At 37.6% G+C, this 17,624-nt stretch carries 19 protein-coding genes; 10 read left to right on the top strand and 9 right to left on the bottom strand.

Going from position 1 to position 17,624, the window contains the following annotated elements:
* Positions 1–95: 95 nt before the first annotated feature.
* From C4E06_RS22825 to C4E06_RS22815, 3 genes are all read right to left on the bottom strand, one after another.
* The gene (locus tag C4E06_RS22825; RefSeq protein ID WP_107670677.1) at positions 96–848 is read right to left on the bottom strand and encodes a phycobilisome rod-core linker polypeptide; all 753 of its coding nucleotides are present in this window, start codon (positions 846–848) and stop codon (positions 96–98) included.
* A 161-nt stretch (positions 849–1,009) separates the two neighbouring features.
* On the bottom strand, positions 1,010–1,603 hold the full coding sequence (locus C4E06_RS22820) for a phycobiliprotein lyase (protein WP_107670676.1): 594 nt from the start codon (positions 1,601–1,603) through the stop codon (positions 1,010–1,012).
* Between the two features lie 13 nt (positions 1,604–1,616).
* Positions 1,617–2,075 (bottom strand): DUF1816 domain-containing protein, encoded by a 459-nt coding sequence (locus tag C4E06_RS22815; protein WP_107670675.1) that lies wholly within the window; start codon positions 2,073–2,075, stop codon positions 1,617–1,619.
* A gap of 300 nt (positions 2,076–2,375) precedes the next feature.
* Between C4E06_RS22815 and dtd the strand changes: the two genes are divergently transcribed.
* A complete protein-coding gene (gene dtd / locus C4E06_RS22810; protein WP_107670674.1) occupies positions 2,376–2,831 on the top strand; it encodes a D-aminoacyl-tRNA deacylase in 456 nt (151 codons plus the stop codon).
* Here dtd and C4E06_RS22805 read toward each other — a convergent pair.
* On the bottom strand, positions 2,828–3,475 hold the full coding sequence (locus C4E06_RS22805) for a Uma2 family endonuclease (protein WP_198648968.1): 648 nt from the start codon (positions 3,473–3,475) through the stop codon (positions 2,828–2,830). The two genes, dtd and C4E06_RS22805, sit on opposite strands and share 4 nt — an antisense overlap.
* A 195-nt stretch (positions 3,476–3,670) precedes the next feature.
* Between C4E06_RS22805 and C4E06_RS22800 the strand changes: the two genes are divergently transcribed.
* Positions 3,671–4,234 carry a PEP-CTERM sorting domain-containing protein gene (locus C4E06_RS22800; RefSeq protein WP_198648967.1) on the top strand — a complete coding sequence of 188 codons (564 nt, stop codon included), beginning with the start codon at positions 3,671–3,673 and terminating at the stop codon, positions 4,232–4,234.
* A gap of 50 nt (positions 4,235–4,284) precedes the next feature.
* On the opposite strand, the gene C4E06_RS29035 is transcribed toward C4E06_RS22800, so the two are convergent.
* Entirely contained in the window at positions 4,285–4,503 is a 219-nt protein-coding gene (locus tag C4E06_RS29035; protein ID WP_107670672.1) for a hypothetical protein, read from the bottom strand.
* A gap of 156 nt (positions 4,504–4,659) precedes the next feature.
* Between C4E06_RS29035 and C4E06_RS22790 the strand changes: the two genes are divergently transcribed.
* Complete coding sequence (locus C4E06_RS22790; RefSeq protein ID WP_107670671.1) at positions 4,660–5,112, top strand: PEP-CTERM sorting domain-containing protein; 453 nt, start codon at positions 4,660–4,662, stop codon at positions 5,110–5,112.
* A gap of 55 nt (positions 5,113–5,167) precedes the next feature.
* On the opposite strand, the gene C4E06_RS22785 is transcribed toward C4E06_RS22790, so the two are convergent.
* Positions 5,168–6,595: an NADP-dependent isocitrate dehydrogenase gene (locus C4E06_RS22785; protein ID WP_107670719.1), complete on the bottom strand. Its 1,428-nt coding sequence runs from the start codon at positions 6,593–6,595 to the stop codon at positions 5,168–5,170.
* Positions 6,596–6,801: 206 nt separating this feature from the next.
* On the opposite strand from C4E06_RS22785, the gene C4E06_RS22780 reads away from it, so the two are divergent.
* The 7 genes from C4E06_RS22780 to C4E06_RS22755 all read left to right on the top strand — a co-directional run bounded on the left by C4E06_RS22780 (position 6,802) and on the right by C4E06_RS22755 (position 14,646).
* Positions 6,802–7,173: a hypothetical protein gene (locus C4E06_RS22780; RefSeq protein WP_107670670.1), complete on the top strand. Its 372-nt coding sequence runs from the start codon at positions 6,802–6,804 to the stop codon at positions 7,171–7,173.
* Positions 7,174–7,266: 93 nt separating this feature from the next.
* Positions 7,267–10,863, top strand: coding sequence for an ATP-binding protein (locus C4E06_RS22775; RefSeq protein ID WP_107670669.1), 3,597 nt, complete (start codon positions 7,267–7,269; stop codon positions 10,861–10,863).
* Positions 10,864–10,892: 29 nt separating this feature from the next.
* Positions 10,893–11,663: a response regulator gene (locus tag C4E06_RS22770; protein ID WP_232826344.1), complete on the top strand. Its 771-nt coding sequence runs from the start codon at positions 10,893–10,895 to the stop codon at positions 11,661–11,663.
* Positions 11,636–11,884: a GGDEF domain-containing protein gene (locus C4E06_RS29030; protein ID WP_232826343.1), complete on the top strand. Its 249-nt coding sequence runs from the start codon at positions 11,636–11,638 to the stop codon at positions 11,882–11,884. Before C4E06_RS22770 ends, C4E06_RS29030 begins: the two co-directional genes overlap by 28 nt.
* 38 nt (positions 11,885–11,922) lie before the next feature.
* Positions 11,923–12,705 (top strand): transporter substrate-binding domain-containing protein, encoded by a 783-nt coding sequence (locus C4E06_RS22765; RefSeq protein WP_107670668.1) that lies wholly within the window; start codon positions 11,923–11,925, stop codon positions 12,703–12,705.
* A 60-nt stretch (positions 12,706–12,765) separates the two neighbouring features.
* The gene (locus C4E06_RS22760; RefSeq protein ID WP_107670667.1) at positions 12,766–13,296 is read left to right on the top strand and encodes a tetratricopeptide repeat protein; all 531 of its coding nucleotides are present in this window, start codon (positions 12,766–12,768) and stop codon (positions 13,294–13,296) included.
* 18 nt (positions 13,297–13,314) lie between these two features.
* Positions 13,315–14,646 (top strand): mechanosensitive ion channel family protein, encoded by a 1,332-nt coding sequence (locus C4E06_RS22755; protein ID WP_107670666.1) that lies wholly within the window; start codon positions 13,315–13,317, stop codon positions 14,644–14,646.
* 217 nt (positions 14,647–14,863) lie between these two features.
* Here the strand turns inward: C4E06_RS22755 and C4E06_RS22750 are convergent, their stop codons facing one another.
* Genes C4E06_RS22750 through clpS form a run of 3 tightly spaced genes read right to left on the bottom strand, consistent with a single transcriptional unit; the run spans position 14,864 to position 17,460 of the window.
* Complete coding sequence (locus C4E06_RS22750; RefSeq protein ID WP_107670665.1) at positions 14,864–16,825, bottom strand: pentapeptide repeat-containing protein; 1,962 nt, start codon at positions 16,823–16,825, stop codon at positions 14,864–14,866.
* 14 nt (positions 16,826–16,839) lie between these two features.
* The gene (locus C4E06_RS22745) at positions 16,840–17,130 is read right to left on the bottom strand and encodes a DUF2103 domain-containing protein (protein ID WP_107670664.1); all 291 of its coding nucleotides are present in this window, start codon (positions 17,128–17,130) and stop codon (positions 16,840–16,842) included.
* A 3-nt stretch (positions 17,131–17,133) separates the two neighbouring features.
* On the bottom strand, positions 17,134–17,460 hold the full coding sequence (gene clpS, locus C4E06_RS22740) for an ATP-dependent Clp protease adapter ClpS (protein WP_107670663.1): 327 nt from the start codon (positions 17,458–17,460) through the stop codon (positions 17,134–17,136).
* Positions 17,461–17,624: the final 164 nt, after the last annotated feature.

Here is a 17,624-nt window from a genome sequence, read left to right as displayed (position 1 = left end):
GTCACAGAACGATAAAATAATCTCGTCTAAACAACTCAATCATTCTATTGCTCCGCAACTTTCCCGAAACCTAACGAGTTAAACAGGGTTAACCCTTAACGACGGGGAACCTTGGATAAATAATCAAGGTTTCCAGTGGAAACTCTGGGGGTTGTCTTACCTTGTGCGCTGCCAAGACTACGGGCTACATTTAAGAAGTTGGCAGGATCGCCAGCTTTGGGCTTTTTGTCTTGAGGAACAAAACGACGGATTTCGTTTTGCCATACAATTTGAGGGAAGCCTAAAATACCGCGATAGTAGCTATCGTAACGAGGGGATTTCAGGTTAAAGGGCATTTCTCCTTCATCCCGTCCGGGCAGGTTACGACGACGTTGATAGGGTACGGTATCATAACCGAAGCTTTCTAGATATTCATCGCTATTGAGTAAGTCATCGATGAAACCGCCATAACCTTTGGTGGCAACAACGATAGACCAAGCGATTTTTTCCTGTTCGCTGTAAACGTCTCTGCCTAATACCCGTTGAACACATTGTTCAACATAGCGATAGTTACTATTTTTTTCGTAGAAACTGGTGACAAAGGTATTAGAAAGCAGTAACCCACGAATAAAGTCCCGCACGGTGATTTGTCCGTTACGCAGTTGGGACTCTAAAAAGGGTTCACGATCCCATTTAAAGGCATGGAAAAAGATTTGACGATAAGCTGCTTCGATTAAAACGTCCATGTCCCCAGGAGAGAGAACATTCTCGGTGGTAAAGATCATCGGTTGCTCGTCGCCTGGTACGATGTATCCTTCAACTCGCGCATTTTGGGATTTGGGCGCGTAATTTATAAGAGGAAGAGCCAAGTTTGAACCTCCGTTATTTTACAAAGTCTTAAAAACTGTAATCCTAATCATAAGCGAGTTGGGGACGCTAGGTCGTCAATTATTAACAATTGTTACAAGAAAGATGAAAAGTTCAGATCCAAACATAGATCACTGGTGATGGGTTAGGGGTCATGGTTAATTTACCACCCAGTAATGGAATAAGCGGCACTCAGAGGCGCGATATTGTTGGTTTCTTTGTTTGACTCAGAATCATCTGCTTGACGCATTTCGGCACAAAATGTGGCGGTATTGAAGCCTCCAAACCGTTGCACGGTACTGGTCCTTAAGCGCAGGTTAGGGTTAACAAACCAAAATCGCTCAATGGTACTCATGGTGTCATATTCGGTGATTAATACCAGTGCGTCATCACCATCGATATAATAACGACCAGCAATCGGAACAATCTCTGCATAACCCCTCTCTCGGAGTAAAACCCCTTCTCTGGGGTTATTTTGTTCGGGAATCAGAGCAAAAATGGTGTTGCCGGTATGGTTTTCGTCTTCTTTATCCCAGGCCATTGAACCATCCCAACTGACAAACGCACCCCCGACGGCTAAACTAGGGTCAACTTCGTGCATTTGACAAATTTCGACGATTTTGGGATTATCTGATGCCAATGCCTCGACATAAATCTCAGAATTGCCAATTTCAGCCCGTCTGAAGGCTAAATGATGGGTGGTTCGTTGCGATCGCCATTTGCCTGAACTATTCTGAAAAAATTTTAGTGCATCCATTGTAAGGTTACTCCTAATAGTTGTAGATGGGTATGGTTTCTTCTTCTAATTCTTGGGTCAATACTAAAGGTTGACATTGTTTTATATGTATCATAATCCCTCTAGCCCCTTCTTCTTGTAAATCTTCGACATAACCCCCATGATTTTCGTAAGCTTCAATAAAATCATCAAATGGTCCAAAATAATAGATACAATGGGGGCGAGTGGTGGTAATTTCTACCCACCAAGATAAGTCTTCCTCTTCCTGAAACGAAAGGTCATTTAGAGGATTAATCGGCATAATATTCACAATTTTTCCCCCTAAACGCCTAATTCTTCGCATTTCTTGGCTCATCCGTTCGCGAGGTACTTTTAAGTAAAATTTTCCCCGACGTTGGAATAAACCGTCCATTTGACTCAGTTTACCCATCATGGGGTTAATCACTACTTCATAAAGAAATACACGATTATTTTTATCATTGTTAAGGGCCATATTGATTCAAATAGCAGGATATATATGGGTACAAAATCGACGCTTATTTAAGTTAATTTTTGTTAGCCACTTGGGTTAGTTTCTGTAAAATTTTGTAAAAAAGTCATAGGAAGTACAATCAATTGCTTTTCTTTAGCCTATCATAGCTTGGGATTTTTCTTAGATAAAATCGGAGAAATAAGCTTTAATATTGATTAATTCTCTGCCTTGCTAATTAGGTATAAAAGCTTAATCGATTATTTTCAACTTGTATACTTCATTAATTATTAATTGAATTAATGAGATAATGATAAATTGCTTATGCGTGTAATTATTCAAAAAGTCACTCAGTCTCAAGTAACCGTTGATGGAAAAGTTATCGGAAAGATAGAAAAAGGATTAAATTTGTTAGTGGGAATTGCTGCTAATGATACCATCAATGAAATTAATTGGATGGTGCGAAAATGTTTAGAATTACGACTATTTGCAGATGAAGAGAATGAAGAGAAATGGACAAAATCAGTGCAAGATATTCAAGGGGAAGTGTTAGTTATTAGTCAGTTTACTTTATATGGAGATTGTCGGAAAGGCCGTCGTCCTTCTTTTAGTAATTCTGCACCGCCTAAAGAAGCTGAAAAATTATATAATTTATTTGTTGATGAGTTAAAAAAGACTGGTTTAAAAGTAGAAACGGGAATTTTTGGGGCAATGATGGAGGTTAGTATTAATAATGATGGACCGGTTACTTTCTTGTTAGAAAAAGAAGCAACTAATTAACTAAAATTATCTAAAGTTTCAAACTGACGTAAGGCAATACTCGATCCTTCTGTCCATCCTAATTCAACATAATGGGGTAAAATTTTTTTAATGTTTATATTTGGAAAAAGATTACTTTTTTCACTATCTTGATAACTGTTTTCTTGTAAAATATAAATATTTAAACTTTCTTGACGATAAACCCATAACTCAGGAAGTTTAAGTAATTCATAGGCTTCCACATCAGTAATTGAGGTAAAATCTACTTCTATAGCTAAATCTGGAGGTGGATCAATGGTTAAATCAATTTTATCTTTTCCTAAAATAGCTTGTCTATTCTCAATATAAAAACAGGTATCCGGTTCTAAACCGGCTTGATTAGGTATTTTAAGAGTAATGGGATCAAAACATTGCCAATCTTTTCCTTGTCGACGTAAGAGAATTTTTACTAAGTCGCTGAGGGTACTAACACGATTTCCATGACTGGGTAAAGGGGACATAAGCCGAACTTGTTGGGTCTTGCTATTAAAATATAGTTTAGGAAGGGTTTTATCTTGACGGAAATCCAACAATCTTTCATAATCTTCCCAGGTTTGATGAGGAAAAATAGCTTCATTTCCAGGGGTTAGAATTAATTCATTTTCACTGACAGTAAGTAGCATCATAAGTTTTGAATTAAATTTGTATTTTTCGTTAGCTTCATTATATATAGATATCACTAATTTAATATGAGTAATTTTTATTTATCTGAACAACCTAGTAAATAAGAATATCTTGTGCTATTTTCTAGGTGTCACAACTTAGACATTTTTTAAGATATGATTAACACCCAAAAATTTTTAAACTTGGCATAGCCAAGTTTGAAGTCCTCTTTAGTTACCACTTTAGCTGCCTTTGCTACCGTTGCAGCGTTTCCCTCCGTATCCCAAGCATTAACCTTTGACTTCGAGTTTGATGCTGTTTTCAACGGACCTCCTTTAGATCCTCCTATCGTGGGAACTGGAACCTTTAGTTTTGATGGTGATCCTGGAGACGGAACCTTTGCTTTAACCTCTCTCCCTAACTTCGACTTTTTCTTTGATGTTAACGGTGCAACTTTCACCAATGCTGATATTGCTACCCCTGTCGCTAATGTGACAGCCGTTATTTCTACTATTGGCAGCGATCGCTTTGTCAATTTTAGTGGTACTGGTGGCGGTCCATTTGGGGGTTCTATTGATTTTGTCAATGGTTTAGGCAACAATATTACTTTTCAACCTGGTGGCGGTTCTTTGTATCAACGTCCAGATATAGGGGTAGGCGGTACTTATATTGGTACAGTATCTGCAACACCTGAATCTGTTCCTGAACCAGCTTCTGCATTAGGATTATTAATGTTAGGTGGTTTAGGGGTTACTTCTTTAATTAAGAAGAAAACTGTTTAAACTTTTTTATTGTAGAGACAATTTATAAATTGTCTCTACATAATGAACTATTAATCTTTAAAATGATCAATAATTGCTTGAGCAAACTCTGAACATTTCAAGGGTGGATCAACTTTGGGTTCCATTAAACGGGCTAAATCATAGGTAACTTGACGATTTGCGATCGCATTACCAATCCCTTTTTTAATATTGACCTTGTCAGTAAAAATATCTTGTGTTATCTTCTCTGAGATACAATTTGCACATTCAATAATATGACCGATACCCAAAAAATTTTAAACTCGGCATAGCCGAGTTTAGGGGCTTCCTTAGTTGCCGCTTTAGCTGCTGTTTCCACCCTTGCAGCTTTCCCCTCCGTATCTCAAGCTTTAACTTTTAACTTCGAGTTTGATAACACTTTTGATGGAACTGTAACGCCTCCCATTGTGGGAACTGGGACTTTTAGCTTTGATGGCGATCCTGGAGATGGAGAGTTTGCTTTAACCTCTCTCCCTAACTTCAACTTTTTCTTTGATGTTGCTGGTGCAACTTTCACGACTGCTGATATTGCTAGTTCTGTGACTAATGTAACAGCCATTATTTCGACTATTGGCAGTGATCGCTTTGTCAATTTTAGTGGTACTTTGGGTGGTACTGGTGGGGGACCTTTTGGGGGTTCTCTTGATTTTGTCAATGGTGTAGGCAATAATCTTAGCTTTCAACCTGGAGGGGGTTCTTTGTATCAACGTTTTGATATAAGTTTAGGCGGTACTTATATTGGTACAGTACCAGCCACCCCTGTACCTGAACCCCTCACCATCTTAGGTGCAGGTGCTGCCATTGCTTTTGGTGGTGCATTCAAGCGTAAGCTGAATAAAAAAGAGTCTGCCAAAGTATAATTAATTGCGTTATTTGTAGGAACAAATTAAACTTTGTTCCTACAAAAGTCTAAGATTAATCATTAAAATGATCAATAATTGCCTGAGCAAACTCTGAACATTTCAAGGGTGGATCAACTTTAGGTTCCATTAAACGGGCGAGATCATAGGTAACTTGACGATTAGCGATCGCATTACCAATCCCTTTTTTAATCAAGTCTGCGGCCTTTTGCCAACCCATATATTCTAACATCATTACCCCAGAAAGAATGACCGATCCAGGATTAATTCTATCCAGTCCAGCGTGTTTGGGTGCAGTACCATGAGTTGCCTCAAAAATAGCACAAGTATCTCCAATATTTGCCCCTGGTCCCATACCTAAACCACCGACAACTGCGGCAGCGGCATCGGATAAATAATCGCCGTTTAAGTTCATGGTTGCAAGGATAGAATATTCATCGGGACGGGTTTGAATTTGTTGGAAAATACTATCAGCAATGCGGTCATTAACCATGATTTTATCTTTCCATTTTCCATTGCCATGACTGTCCCAAATAGCCTCTAAAACCCCTTTAACTTCTTCACAGATTTCTTCTTTTTTGTCAGGGGTCAACCCATCATAACCGGGTTCAACTTTTCGGGCGTTATCTTCAATAGAAATGTCGGCATTTCCTTCTTTATTGCTCAAAATCCATGATTCTCGTTCCGTCACACAAACGTCTCTAAATTCTGAGGTTGCTAACTCGTATCCCCAATCTCTAAATGATCCTTCAGTGTATTTCATGATGTTACCTTTATGCACTAAAGTAACCATTTGTTTGGCTTTGGGTAAGCGTAAAGAATGTTCTATGGCACGACGAACTAATCGTTGAGAACCGGTTTTACTAATCGGTTTAACTCCAATTCCTGAGTCTAAACGAATCTTTTTGTTACCATGTTCTGGAGTTGCTGGTATTAGCTCATTATTCAAATAATTGATTAATTTTTGAGCAATGTCTGTCCCTTCTTTCCATTCAATTCCTAAATAAATATCCTCGGTATTTTCCCGATAGACGATGACATCTAACTTTTCAGGGGACTTATGGGGGGAAGGAGTCCCAGGATAATAGCGACAGGGACGCACACAAGCGTATAATTCAAAAATTTGTCGTAAAGCGACGTTAAGGGACCTGATACCGCCACCGACAGGGGTTGTGAGGGGTCCTTTGATAGCGATACCATACTCCCTGATAGCGGTTAAGGTATCTTCGGGTAAGTATTGATAGGTTCCGTACTTATCGCAAGCTTCATCCCCTGCATAGACCTTAAACCAGTTGATTTTTTTGCTGTCTCCGTAAGCTGTTTTCACTGCAGCATCTATGACTTTTTCCGTTGCTGGCCAAATATCGACACCGGTTCCGTCCCCACGAATGAAAGGAACAATGGGGTCATTGGGAACAATGGGTTTACCGTCTTTAAAGGTGATTTTAGAACCAGTGGTGGGGGGTGTCAGTTTCTCGTACATAAAATGATCAGTAATCAAGGGTTGTCCTTTTATTACACTCCCCAATGACCCCGACTCCCGCATCTCTTAAGGAAATTTCTCTAAACTAGCTAATTTTAGCGCAGCTTCAAGATATGAGTTAACCATGTTTGACAACCTGTCTTTTGACGAATCCTAAGACGCATCAGTACAATAGAAGCCTCAAAAAGCTTTTTATTTAATATAAAATAGTGTCTAGATTAAAGCCCAACGAATTGATTGATATACAAGCGACAGGAGAATGTAGTCAGCCAAAGAAAGGAAAATTTATTTCCATTGGCATTACCCCTACGGGTTACATTTCTATTGGGGTTGCACCTATGGGAATTATCGCTATTGGTATTGTACCGATGGGTTTCATTTCTTTTGGAAGCGTCGCTATGGGAACCATCGCAGGTGGTTTAGTGAGTATGGGAGTTGTGTCTGTTGGCTTAGAAACCATGTCTCTCGTTAACTTAGGTAGATGGCAAGTTGGCCCGGTTGAAATTCGCTCGGAACCCCACGATCATACTAATCATGATAGTCATAACGGTCATGATACTCATCAGCATCACAATTAGAAACTAGACCCCTGTAGGATTCCCCATTCCCCATAGTTAAGCAATTGGTAAGATAGATATAAGTATCAATATTTTTATAAAAAAACTGGATGAATGGGGAATCTTCGATATTATGGCATTCTCTCCCTGTTATTACTGCTTGGAGTATTAGGTAATTACTACAAACTTCCTCTATTTTTTGGGGTAGATTTCCTTTTTGGTAGTATTGCTGTTTTAATCGTTGTTTACTATTACGGCATTGTTTGGGGAACCCTAGCCGGGATGTTGGCAGGGAGTATCACTTATTATCTCTGGGGTCATCCCTATGCCATGATCATCGTTACCCTAGAAGCAGCCTTTATTGCCCTATTATCCCGTCGACACCGTAATTTTGTTCTCCTCGATGCTATTTATTGGGTGTTCTTGGGAATGCCTCTGGTGGGGTTATTTTATGGGTTAATTTTACCTGTGTCGGCATCAGGAACCCTCCTCATCGCTTTAAAACAGGGACTGAATGCTATTTTTAACGCCCTCATTGCTAATGTTATTGTTGCCTATATACCCCTTGATCATTTAATTAATCCTCAAAAATCAAAACCTTCCCTTTCTTTAAAACAAACTCTCTTTAACTTTCTTTTAGCCTTTATTTTATTTCCCAGTCTTTTTTTAACCGTATTACACGGCCAAGAAAGTCTTAGGTTTATTGAAGCAGAAATCGAAGCAGAAATTGAAACCGTTAGCGTTGCCATCAGCAAAAATATTCATAATTGGTATGAACAAAATTTCCGAGGACTTCAAGCTTTGACCTTGATGTTATCGGAGTCACCAACATTAGACTCAACTCAAGCATTAGCATTAATTAAAAATGCTTTACCTGCTTTTATGAACATTTATATTACCAATAATCAAGGGATTATTCTACAAGCTTATCCTACAACCAATAAATTAGGAGAAACTTTAATAGGGATGAATGTTCATGAAGTGATTAATTTAGAAGAATTAGCCATCAGCCAAAAACCAATTATAACTAAAGTTCATAGAGATAAGGCAATTTCTACTCCTCATATTGGCATTCAGCTTCCTATTTTTAATGCTTCCCATTCTCGCTTAACGGGTGTGGTTTATGGTTCTCTTGAGTTAACTACACTTTCTCGATTGGTCGATATTCAATTAAAACAATTTAATCTACAAACTATCTTAGTTGATGAAGATAATAAAATCATTGCCGATAATCAAACAAGCTTCACGCCTTTAGAAGTATTCGACTGGAAAGAAGGGGGAGAAATTCGCAAAAGTCCTGACCATGATATGGTTTTTCAGTGGCTTCCTATCGCCCCAGGAACACCGATTATGACTCGTTGGCGTAAGTCATTTTATGTTAAAGAAACCAGTTTATTTCCTCTCTTACCTTGGTCTTTAATAATAAGGATAAAAACCGCTCAACATTTTAATTATTTAGAACAACTTTATATCAAAAATCTGGCGATCATGTTTGCCATCTCTTGCCTGGGTTTACTCTTAGCTGTTTCCATTAGTCGTTTTATTAGTAATCCTTTAAAAAAGTTAGCTCAAGTGACTGAAAAATTACCCTACAAGATTTTTAAAGGTGAACAAGAAGAACCTTTGCCAATTATGAAAATAAATGAATTTTCAAAGCTGACTAAAAACTTTGATATGATGACAAAAATATTAAAAAATCAATTTGAATCTATACAAAAACATCAACGTAACTTAGAAAGTATTGTAGAAATGAGAACCGAAGAGTTACTAATATTAAATGAAAATTTGACTCAAGAAATTTTTGAAAAGCAGGTAATAGAACAAGAGTTAAGAGAACGGGAAAGACGCTATGATTTAGCCGTTTCAGGAACAAATGACGGCATTTGGGATTGGGATTTAAGAGATGATACAGTTTATTATTCTCCCGTATGGATGAAGATTTTAGGCTATGAAAATCAACCGTTACCTAATGTTTTAGCAACTTGGTTGGATCATCTCCATGCTGATGATTTGGATCAAGCAATTCAAGATGTACAAAACCATTTACAAGGTAACACAAAAATATACAAAAATACCCATCGCATTCGACATCGTGATGGTCATTATATTTGGATTGAAGCTAAAGGCAAATGTATTCGAGATCAACAAGGTCAACCTTACCGTTTAGTAGGAACTATTACCGATATTACAGAAAAAAAAGCCTACCAACAAGCTTTAGAAAAAGCTAAAGAAACTGCAGAAGTTGCTAATAAGGCCAAGAGTGAGTTTTTAGCTAATATGAGTCATGAAATTAGAACTCCTATGAATGCAATTTTAGGATTTTGTGACTTACTCAATAAGAGAATTACTGATGAACCTTCCCGTTATTATCTAGAGTCTATCAGTTCTGGAGGTAAAATATTATTATCCTTAATCAATGATATTTTAGATTTATCAAAAATTGAAGCAGGAAAAATAGAAATTATTTACGAAACAATTGATTTAAAAGGTTTGATTTTTGAAATTAAACAAATGTTTTCAGAAACAGCAAAACAAAAACAACTAGAATTATTAATTAATATCGATGCTCAAGTTCCTAATGTTATTATCTTTGATGGGATAAGATTAAGACAAATTCTTTTTAATTTAGTGGGTAATGCGTTAAAATTTACCGAAAAAGGATATGTGAAAATAAGAATAAACAGTCAACTATTACAGTCAAAAAATGAGCAAAAACCGAGCCATTGTTCTTTAGAAATATCTGTAGAAGATACAGGGATCGGTATTGCAGAAGACCAACAAAAAAGGGTCTTTGAAGCCTTTACCCAAACTGAAGGGCAAAGTAATCGCAAATATGGTGGCACTGGCCTAGGATTAACTATCACCCATCGCTTAACTGAGATGTTAAAAGGAAACATTAACTTACATAGTGAACTGGGTAAAGGTAGCATTTTTACTGTATTTTTTCCTAAAGTAAGCATCGGAAAAAATCAAGACGTGATGACAGATAAGGAAGTAACAACTATTGATTTTAATCAACTCCCACCTTTAACTATTTTGATAGTAGATGATATTGCTTCAAACCGAGACCTATTAGTTGGTTATTTTGAGGAGACTCACCATACAATTTTTCTAGCTAATGATGGACAAGAAGCCCTAGAAATCGTTAAAATATACAAGGTTGATCTGATTTTTATGGACTTACGAATGCCGATTCTTGATGGTTACGAAGCCAGTAAAATTCTCAAAAATTGTCCAACCAGTCAAGAGATTCCCATTGTTATTGTCAGTGCTTCTTCTCAAGATCGAGAACAGGAAAAATTAAAAGAAATTTGCCAATATTTCTTGATCAAACCCATCAGTCGGCTTCAAATTTTATCAGTATTAAAAGAACTTTTTAGCCATAGACAAATAAAACCTTTAATCAGTATTCCTCAAGAAAATAACTGTAGTTCATCCCGAAGATATACCTCAACTTCTCCCGAATTGTTAAAGAAACTTTATCAAGAAGAAAAAATATGGCATAATTTACGAAAGACGATGATTACTCAAGAATTACGTCAATTTGCTCAACGTTTAAAACAATGGGGAGAAGACTATGATTGTCAAATTCTAATTGACTATGCTCATTGTCTAGAAACCCAGCGACAAGAATGTGATAGTGAAAACATCAGCACCATTCTAGAGGGTTTTCCGGCAATGGTGCGATCGCTACAAAAGAAAAATTATTAGCTGTTGTTGCTTAATCCTGTTTCAAAAAAATGAAAAATTTAGAACCTTTCAAACCTGAAAATTTTTTGATTTTGGTGGTAGATGATATTCGGAAAAATTTACAATTACTAATCGAAATTCTCGATACATTAGGGTACGGAACCACCTTTGCTATCTCAGGACAACAAGCCTTAGAACGGGTTGAAGTGACCGAACCTGACTTAATTTTATTAGATTTAATGATGCCAGAAATGAATGGGATAGAAGTATGTAAAAAACTCAAACATAACCCAAAAACTGAAGAGATTCCCGTTATTTTTTTAACCGCAGCCACTGAAACGAATTATCTCATTAATGCCTTTGAAGCAGGGGCCGTTGATTATGTTACCAAACCGTTTAAAACCCCTGAACTTCTAGCCCGAATTAAAACCCATTTAGACCTTAAAAGAACTAAAGATGAACTGGCAAAAGCCTATGAAGAAATGAAACGCATTGCCGCCACTGATGAATTAACCGGAATTTTGAACCGTCGCTCCCTTTTTAAGCTAGGAAAGCAAGAATTTGAACGGAGTCAACGTTATAATCCTCCTTTTTCTTTATTAATGATTGATGTGGATAAATTTAAAAGCATCAACGATACTTATGGTCATGATATAGGGGATGAAGCCCTGAAAATGATGGTGAAAATTACCTTAAATTGTCTGCGTAGAGTAGACTTGATTGGACGACTAGAAACAGAAGAAGAAGCTTTAGCCAAACAAGGTCATTTAGGAAGATTAGGGGGGAAGAATTTGTGGTTATTTTGCCCCATACTGATTTAAAAGGGGCTTACAAAGCAGCGCAACGAGTTTGTCAAGCGATGCAACAAGAAACCTTGCAGATAGCAGATAAAACCCTTAACGTGACCGTAAGTATTGGAGTGGCAACTTATGATCCCAAAGATGAAAAAATTGATGATATTCTCAAACGGGCAGATTCAGCCCTTTTCAAAGCCAAAAAAAATGGCAGAAATCAAGTTGCTATAATGGACACTGATCAATGAACAGCTAGTCCAGAATTAAATATTTAGCCCTTACCTCTATGTTTAACCCTTTAAGTAAACAAATAGTTTCAACTTTGACTATTATTGTTATCTGTAATCTAGGGAATAGTAATTTGATAGCTGCTACCTTAGAAGAAATTAAACAACGAGGCAAGTTAATTGTTGCCGTTAAAGATAATATCCGTCCTTTGGGATTTCGCAACAACGAGAATGAATTACAAGGATTAGAAATTGACTTAGCCAGACAACTAGCTGAAGATATTTTAGGCGATCCTCAAGCCATTGTCTTACAACCGGTCAGTAATCAAGAACGTCTACAAAAAGTCATTGATGGAGAGGTAGACCTAGCGATCGCCCGTATGACCATTAACACCTCCCGCGGACGGTTAGTGGCGTTTAGCCCCTATTATTATTTAGACGGCACAGGAATTATTACCAATAATCCCCGAATTCGCGCCATAGACCATCTTTCCCAGGGAAAAATTGCCATTCTAGAGCGATCGAGTACCATTGCCGTGATTCGGGCTGAACTTCCCCAAGCGGAACTCATCGGGGTTAATTCCTATCAAGAAGCCATGACGTTACTCGAAACCGAACAAGTGGATGCTTTTGCTGCGGATAATAGCGTGTTATCGGGTTGGGTGCAACAATACCCCCAATATTATCAACTTCCTGTGCGTCTATCAGGGGAAGGGTTAGGGGTGGTGATGCCGAAAGGATTGCAGTATGCTAGTTTACGGAGTCAGGTTAATCAAGCCATTGGTCGCTGGAAAGCGTCGGGTTGGTTGGCTAACCGTTTACAGTATTGGGGACTTCCTTGAAGAGATTAGACGTTAAAAGTTAGCTCTTAAATCAATCACTATACATCAGGATCACTCATAATGAACGAAACATTGCCCATTATTTATTTATCAGGAATTGTTATTTTTTTAGGGGGATTGGCGATTTTTCTCCTCCTACAAATTATTAAAACCCGTCGCACCGAAAATAGGTTCTATAAATTGCAGGAAAAGCTACAAAAAGAGAAAGGAAGCGCAGAGGAGTATTATGAATTAGCGAGTTTATATCTGGATAAAAAAATGTATGTTCAAGCGGTAAATCTGTTACAAAAAGGGTTCAAAACAGGAGAAAAAATAGAAGCTGAAAATAAAGCCCTGATGTATAATGCCCTGGGATTTGCCTATTTTTCTCAAGAACAAGTTGATCTGGCTATTCGTAATTACAAAGATGCCATAAAACTCTATCCTGACTATGTTATTGCCCTTAATAATTTAGCGAATGCTTATGAGAAAAAGCAAATGATTGCCAAAGCCATAGAAACCTACGAACAAACCTTAAAAATTGATGAGAATAATAAAGTAGCTAACCGTCGGGCTGAATTATTAAAAAAACGCCTCGTTTCATCGAAATAGCATTATAGAATATTACTTATGAAAACAGTATTTTCCCATGCTATTGCCTTTGCTTATCGTCAAATTTGTGGACTGGTTGTAGTTGGTAGCTTTGTTGTAGTCATCGTTCCTCCTGCACTCACTCAAGAAGAAAGTTTGCTCAATGAATCGATTAAAATAGAAAACCAGACTCCTGATAATAGCGTTTACTTTGCTGATGTTTTGGTACGGGGTCAACCCATTTTTCAAATTGGTAGTTTAGCACAGATGAATGCTCGCCAACGAGCAGCCATTGTGAACCGACGGATTGCTAGTTTAGTGACTCAATCCAAATCCATTGGAGAAGTGAGTGCTAAATTAGACGCTTCGCGAAAAATAGCGACTTTACAAGTCAATAATCGAGTGCTGATGACGGTGACTGAACAAGATGCTCAAGATTTTGGCTTATCAGTGGAACAGTTGGCACAGAAATGGGCCAATCAACTTAATCAAGCGTTTGAGCAACCCCCTTTAGCCATTGATGTGGGAAAACGACTCTACGGAACCGTTCGTCAACTGCTCAGGGATACGATCAGTAATCTACCTTCTCTTTTAGGGGCAATCATTATCGTCGGACTAACCTGGGGAGCAGCTAAAGGGGTTCGCTATGCGGCCTTTACCTGGGCGCAACAAACAGAAGGAGATTCTAGTTCGGAAATTCTCATTGGACGACTCAGTTATGGGGCAGTGTGGGTGATGGGCTGTGTCATTGCTTTAGGGGTTCTTGGCATTGATTTTGCCGCTTTATTAGGGGCATTAGGACTCACCAGTGTTGCCATTGGTTTCAGTCTCAAAGATGTTTTGAGTAACTATATTTCTGGGGTGATTATACTCGCTGCTCGACCCTTTCGGATTAATGATCAAGTGGTTATCGACGATTATGAAGGAACCGTTACTCAAATTCAGTTACGCTCAACCACCATAAAAACTTACGATGGACGGTTTGTTTATATTCCCAATCAAGAAGTATTTCAAGCTAGTATTACTAACAATACTGCCGCTCCGCGTCGTCGTAGTTTTGTGATAGTTGGTATTGATTATGAGGCAGATATTAACGAAGCTCAACAGATTATTTATCAGGTACTTGAAAAGATGTCAGAAGTCGAAAAAATTCCGGTTCCTGAAATCTTAGTCAAAGAACTGGCCGCAAGCACTGTTAATTTAGAAGTTCGCTTTTGGGTCGATTCGCGACGGGCTGGTTTTCTTTCAACTACGTCTCTGGTAACTCATGGTATTAAGGAGGCTTTAGAAAAAGCGAATATTGAGATGCCGACGGATATTTATACGTTAATTTTCCGCAATTCCCCCATTCCTGAGAACCCAGATATTTAACCCCCCCTGCCCCCCTTATAAAGGGGGGTGTGGGCAGGGGGGTAGGAACAAGGAATACTGATATCTTACACCAGTACATAAAAACTAAATAATAAAACAACGAAAATCAATTCTTAACCAGTGACAGTTAAAATCAATTCTGTTGCCTGTTGCCTATTGCCTATTGCCTCTCTAAACTAGCTAATTTAATCGCAGGTGCAAGATGTGAGAATAGGATTTATTTCAAATAAATTAATAAATTTAATCCTGGAATGGTACGAGAAAGGGTCCAAAATAATAAGGCAATATAAAGTATCCCTAATGTCCATTGATACCAGACTAAAGCAGAGATTAAACCAGGAAGATGTTGATCTCTGAGTCGAATATCATTAAACCCTAATTTGAGAAAATTATTTAAACTAAAATCATAATAATTTAACCAATTCCAACGTCTTTCCCAAACTAAGGGGGTAAAGCGATCGCGAAAAAAATGAAATTCAGGAATAATGGGTAAACGCACAATTAATAATTGTAATTGTCGGAACCCGCCATCTAACAAAAAATAAGAAGTTTCCATCAAATCATGATATCTTCCCCTCTCATACATTAAAGTCACTAAAGATAAAGGAATCGGGATCAATATTAAACTTAAACACAACAAAGTAATCAAAGGATATTCGGCAGAATTAAATATTTCTAGGATTCCTATAAATAATAAAGATGAGGCACTACTAACCATACAAATAGTATCATAAAGATTAGGAACAATGGGCGTTGGCAAGCGTCTGCGCCAACGATCTACTAACCAAAATAAAACCCCAAAATAACCAATGGAAATTAAACCTACTCCCAACAACAAACTAAAATTGGTACCATATTGACTCAATAATAATAAAACATTTAATAACACCCAATACCCTACTTTTTGAATAAAGCTAAGTCTCCAATAATCTTGATAGGGGGTTCTAATAATTTTCTCTGATAACTGTTGTTTGGTTAGCTTTTGTTTTTTATATTCTAATTGATTAGCATCGGGAATCTGTTCAGAATCACGAAAATTCTGAATAAAATTATGTAACACGGTTTCATTACTTTCTATACTATTGAGATACATATATTTAGCCATTTCTCCTGTATTGCCTAAAATTTTTGCTCCATCTGAATCGAAGGCAAAACCAGCAATATTAATGGCTTTCTCTTTGAAAAATTCAGCGTTACTAAAATCCATTATTCCTAATAATTTCACATCTTTTAGGTTGAGGGTATTTCTAAAATAAACATTCCGAAAGGCTATGGTTTTCTCAAATGTAGCATTGACAAAGGTAACTAATTCTGAAAAAATACTATTAGAAAATAAGATGCGATCGCGACAATTAGCATTTATAAATTTCGTTGTATTTGACCAAGAGGTATGACTAAAGTTGACGACTTTATTAAAAATTACATCACTAAAATCAGCAGATTGCTTAAACTGACTATCATAAAAATTAGCTTCTCCTAAAAATTGAACTTCATTAAATTTGGCTATTTCCTGAAATTGAGTTCCAGTAAAGTTTGCATCTTCTTTAAACACGGATTGACTAAAATCAGTTTTTCTGCCAAAATTAGCATGATTAAAATTAGTTGCTTTTCCTACATTTAGATGATTCGCTTCAATTTTCTGTAAAAATAAAGTGTTAGCAAAATCAACCTGTCCCGTTATTTTTGACTGGTTCAATTTTAATGATCCACGCAGTAAAATGACAGAACTCATCGGTTCTAAAGATCGATCAGAAAATTGGGGATGAGATTCGATAATAGTTCGTTCGGCCTTCGTTAAATTCTGGGGTAACGCTTCGGGGGAAAGAACTATGGATAGTCCTAAAGAACTACCCATTAAATTTCCTTTGATTAAAGAGTGACTAAAATCTAAACCAATAGCTTGATCAGAACGGTTGAAATAATTTTGTAACTGATGATAAAAGTCGTCTTGAAATTCGTTATTTTCTGCCGTTAAATTAATCTCTAAACCCGTTAAATCAAGGGTTAAAATACCCTCTTGCAGTTGCGGTGATTTAATTCTTTCTTGCAGTAATTCAGGGGTTAAACTAACCCTTTCTGCATCCGCTAAAACAGTTAACGGACGTAAAATTAATATAACTATGAAAATGAATAAGATATAAGCTATCTTGATCACCGTGTCCCATTGCCGATTCCCCATTCTCCAACAATCAGTTAACTTAACACTTCTTCAATAGCTGATTCTAATTCTTTTTTGCTTAAATCGGTGACAATAAACACTTCTTGTACTGTTTTTCCTTGTCGGGCGATCGCCTTATAACCGCCACGAATGGGAACGGAAACCCGTAGTTTCAAATGGGGACAATGACCTTTGGCACGACTAATCACCCCAGGAGTAACGGTATTAATGCCGGTATAGTTAATCAGCTTTTCTAGGATAGGAATTAACCCATCGAGATGAGTCGAATGATTCCAAACTAGCCTCCCTTTGTCCCCTTGGGTCATAATTTATGCTTCCTCCAGTGGGGCCAAGGTCAACCCTTCACGACGTAGTTGTTGATGGTACAATTCTGCTTGTTCTTGGGGGCCAGTCCAAACAATGGCTAACCCTTCAAAATGAACTTGTTCGGTGAGTTCCCAAGCGCGATCGCTACTCATCCCCGGAATATACTTCATTAAACAATTGGCGACATGATTGAAGGTGTTAAAGTCGTCATTGAGAACAATTACCTTATAGTTGGGATAGGGTTTGCGATCAATAACGGTTGATCCTTTGGGCGCAGTTGACGTTGAAGTGGCCATCCCTTGAATGCCGATGGATAGTCTCTTACTCATGGATCTTTAGTCGTTAGAAAAGTTCTGGGGAATTGGACTGTTACGGTCTTTTTCCTATCTTAACAATTTTTGGCACAAAAACCTAGGGAAGGGTCAACGGTGGTTGACCCCTAAATTTTGCCTTACTGAGGTCCTAAACCCACTTTCGGGGCAAAATCGCGCGA

This window comes from Cyanothece sp. BG0011, assembly GCF_003013815.1.
Lineage (GTDB): Bacteria > Cyanobacteriota > Cyanobacteriia > Cyanobacteriales > Microcystaceae > Crocosphaera.
The sequence above is the reverse complement of the archived record's forward strand: the minus strand, read 5'-3'. Positions and strand labels throughout refer to the sequence as shown.

Coding starts and splice junctions, on each gene's coding strand:
- C4E06_RS22820 (WP_107670676.1), bottom strand. CDS start 1,603: ATGGATGCACTAAAATTTTTTCAGAATAGTTCAGGCAAATGGCGATCG.
- C4E06_RS22815 (WP_107670675.1), bottom strand. CDS start 2,075: ATGGCCCTTAACAATGATAAAAATAATCGTGTATTTCTTTATGAAGTA.
- dtd (WP_107670674.1), top strand. CDS start 2,376: ATGCGTGTAATTATTCAAAAAGTCACTCAGTCTCAAGTAACCGTTGAT.
- C4E06_RS22805 (WP_198648968.1), bottom strand. CDS start 3,475: ATGATGCTACTTACTGTCAGTGAAAATGAATTAATTCTAACCCCTGGA.
- C4E06_RS22785 (WP_107670719.1), bottom strand. CDS start 6,595: ATGTACGAGAAACTGACACCCCCCACCACTGGTTCTAAAATCACCTTT.
- C4E06_RS22775 (WP_107670669.1), top strand. CDS start 7,267: ATGGGGAATCTTCGATATTATGGCATTCTCTCCCTGTTATTACTGCTT.
- C4E06_RS22770 (WP_232826344.1), top strand. CDS start 10,893: ATGAAAAATTTAGAACCTTTCAAACCTGAAAATTTTTTGATTTTGGTG.
- C4E06_RS22765 (WP_107670668.1), top strand. CDS start 11,923: ATGTTTAACCCTTTAAGTAAACAAATAGTTTCAACTTTGACTATTATT.
- C4E06_RS22760 (WP_107670667.1), top strand. CDS start 12,766: ATGAACGAAACATTGCCCATTATTTATTTATCAGGAATTGTTATTTTT.
- C4E06_RS22755 (WP_107670666.1), top strand. CDS start 13,315: ATGAAAACAGTATTTTCCCATGCTATTGCCTTTGCTTATCGTCAAATT.
- C4E06_RS22750 (WP_107670665.1), bottom strand. CDS start 16,825: ATGGGGAATCGGCAATGGGACACGGTGATCAAGATAGCTTATATCTTA.
- C4E06_RS22745 (WP_107670664.1), bottom strand. CDS start 17,130: ATGACCCAAGGGGACAAAGGGAGGCTAGTTTGGAATCATTCGACTCAT.
- clpS (WP_107670663.1), bottom strand. CDS start 17,460: ATGAGTAAGAGACTATCCATCGGCATTCAAGGGATGGCCACTTCAACG.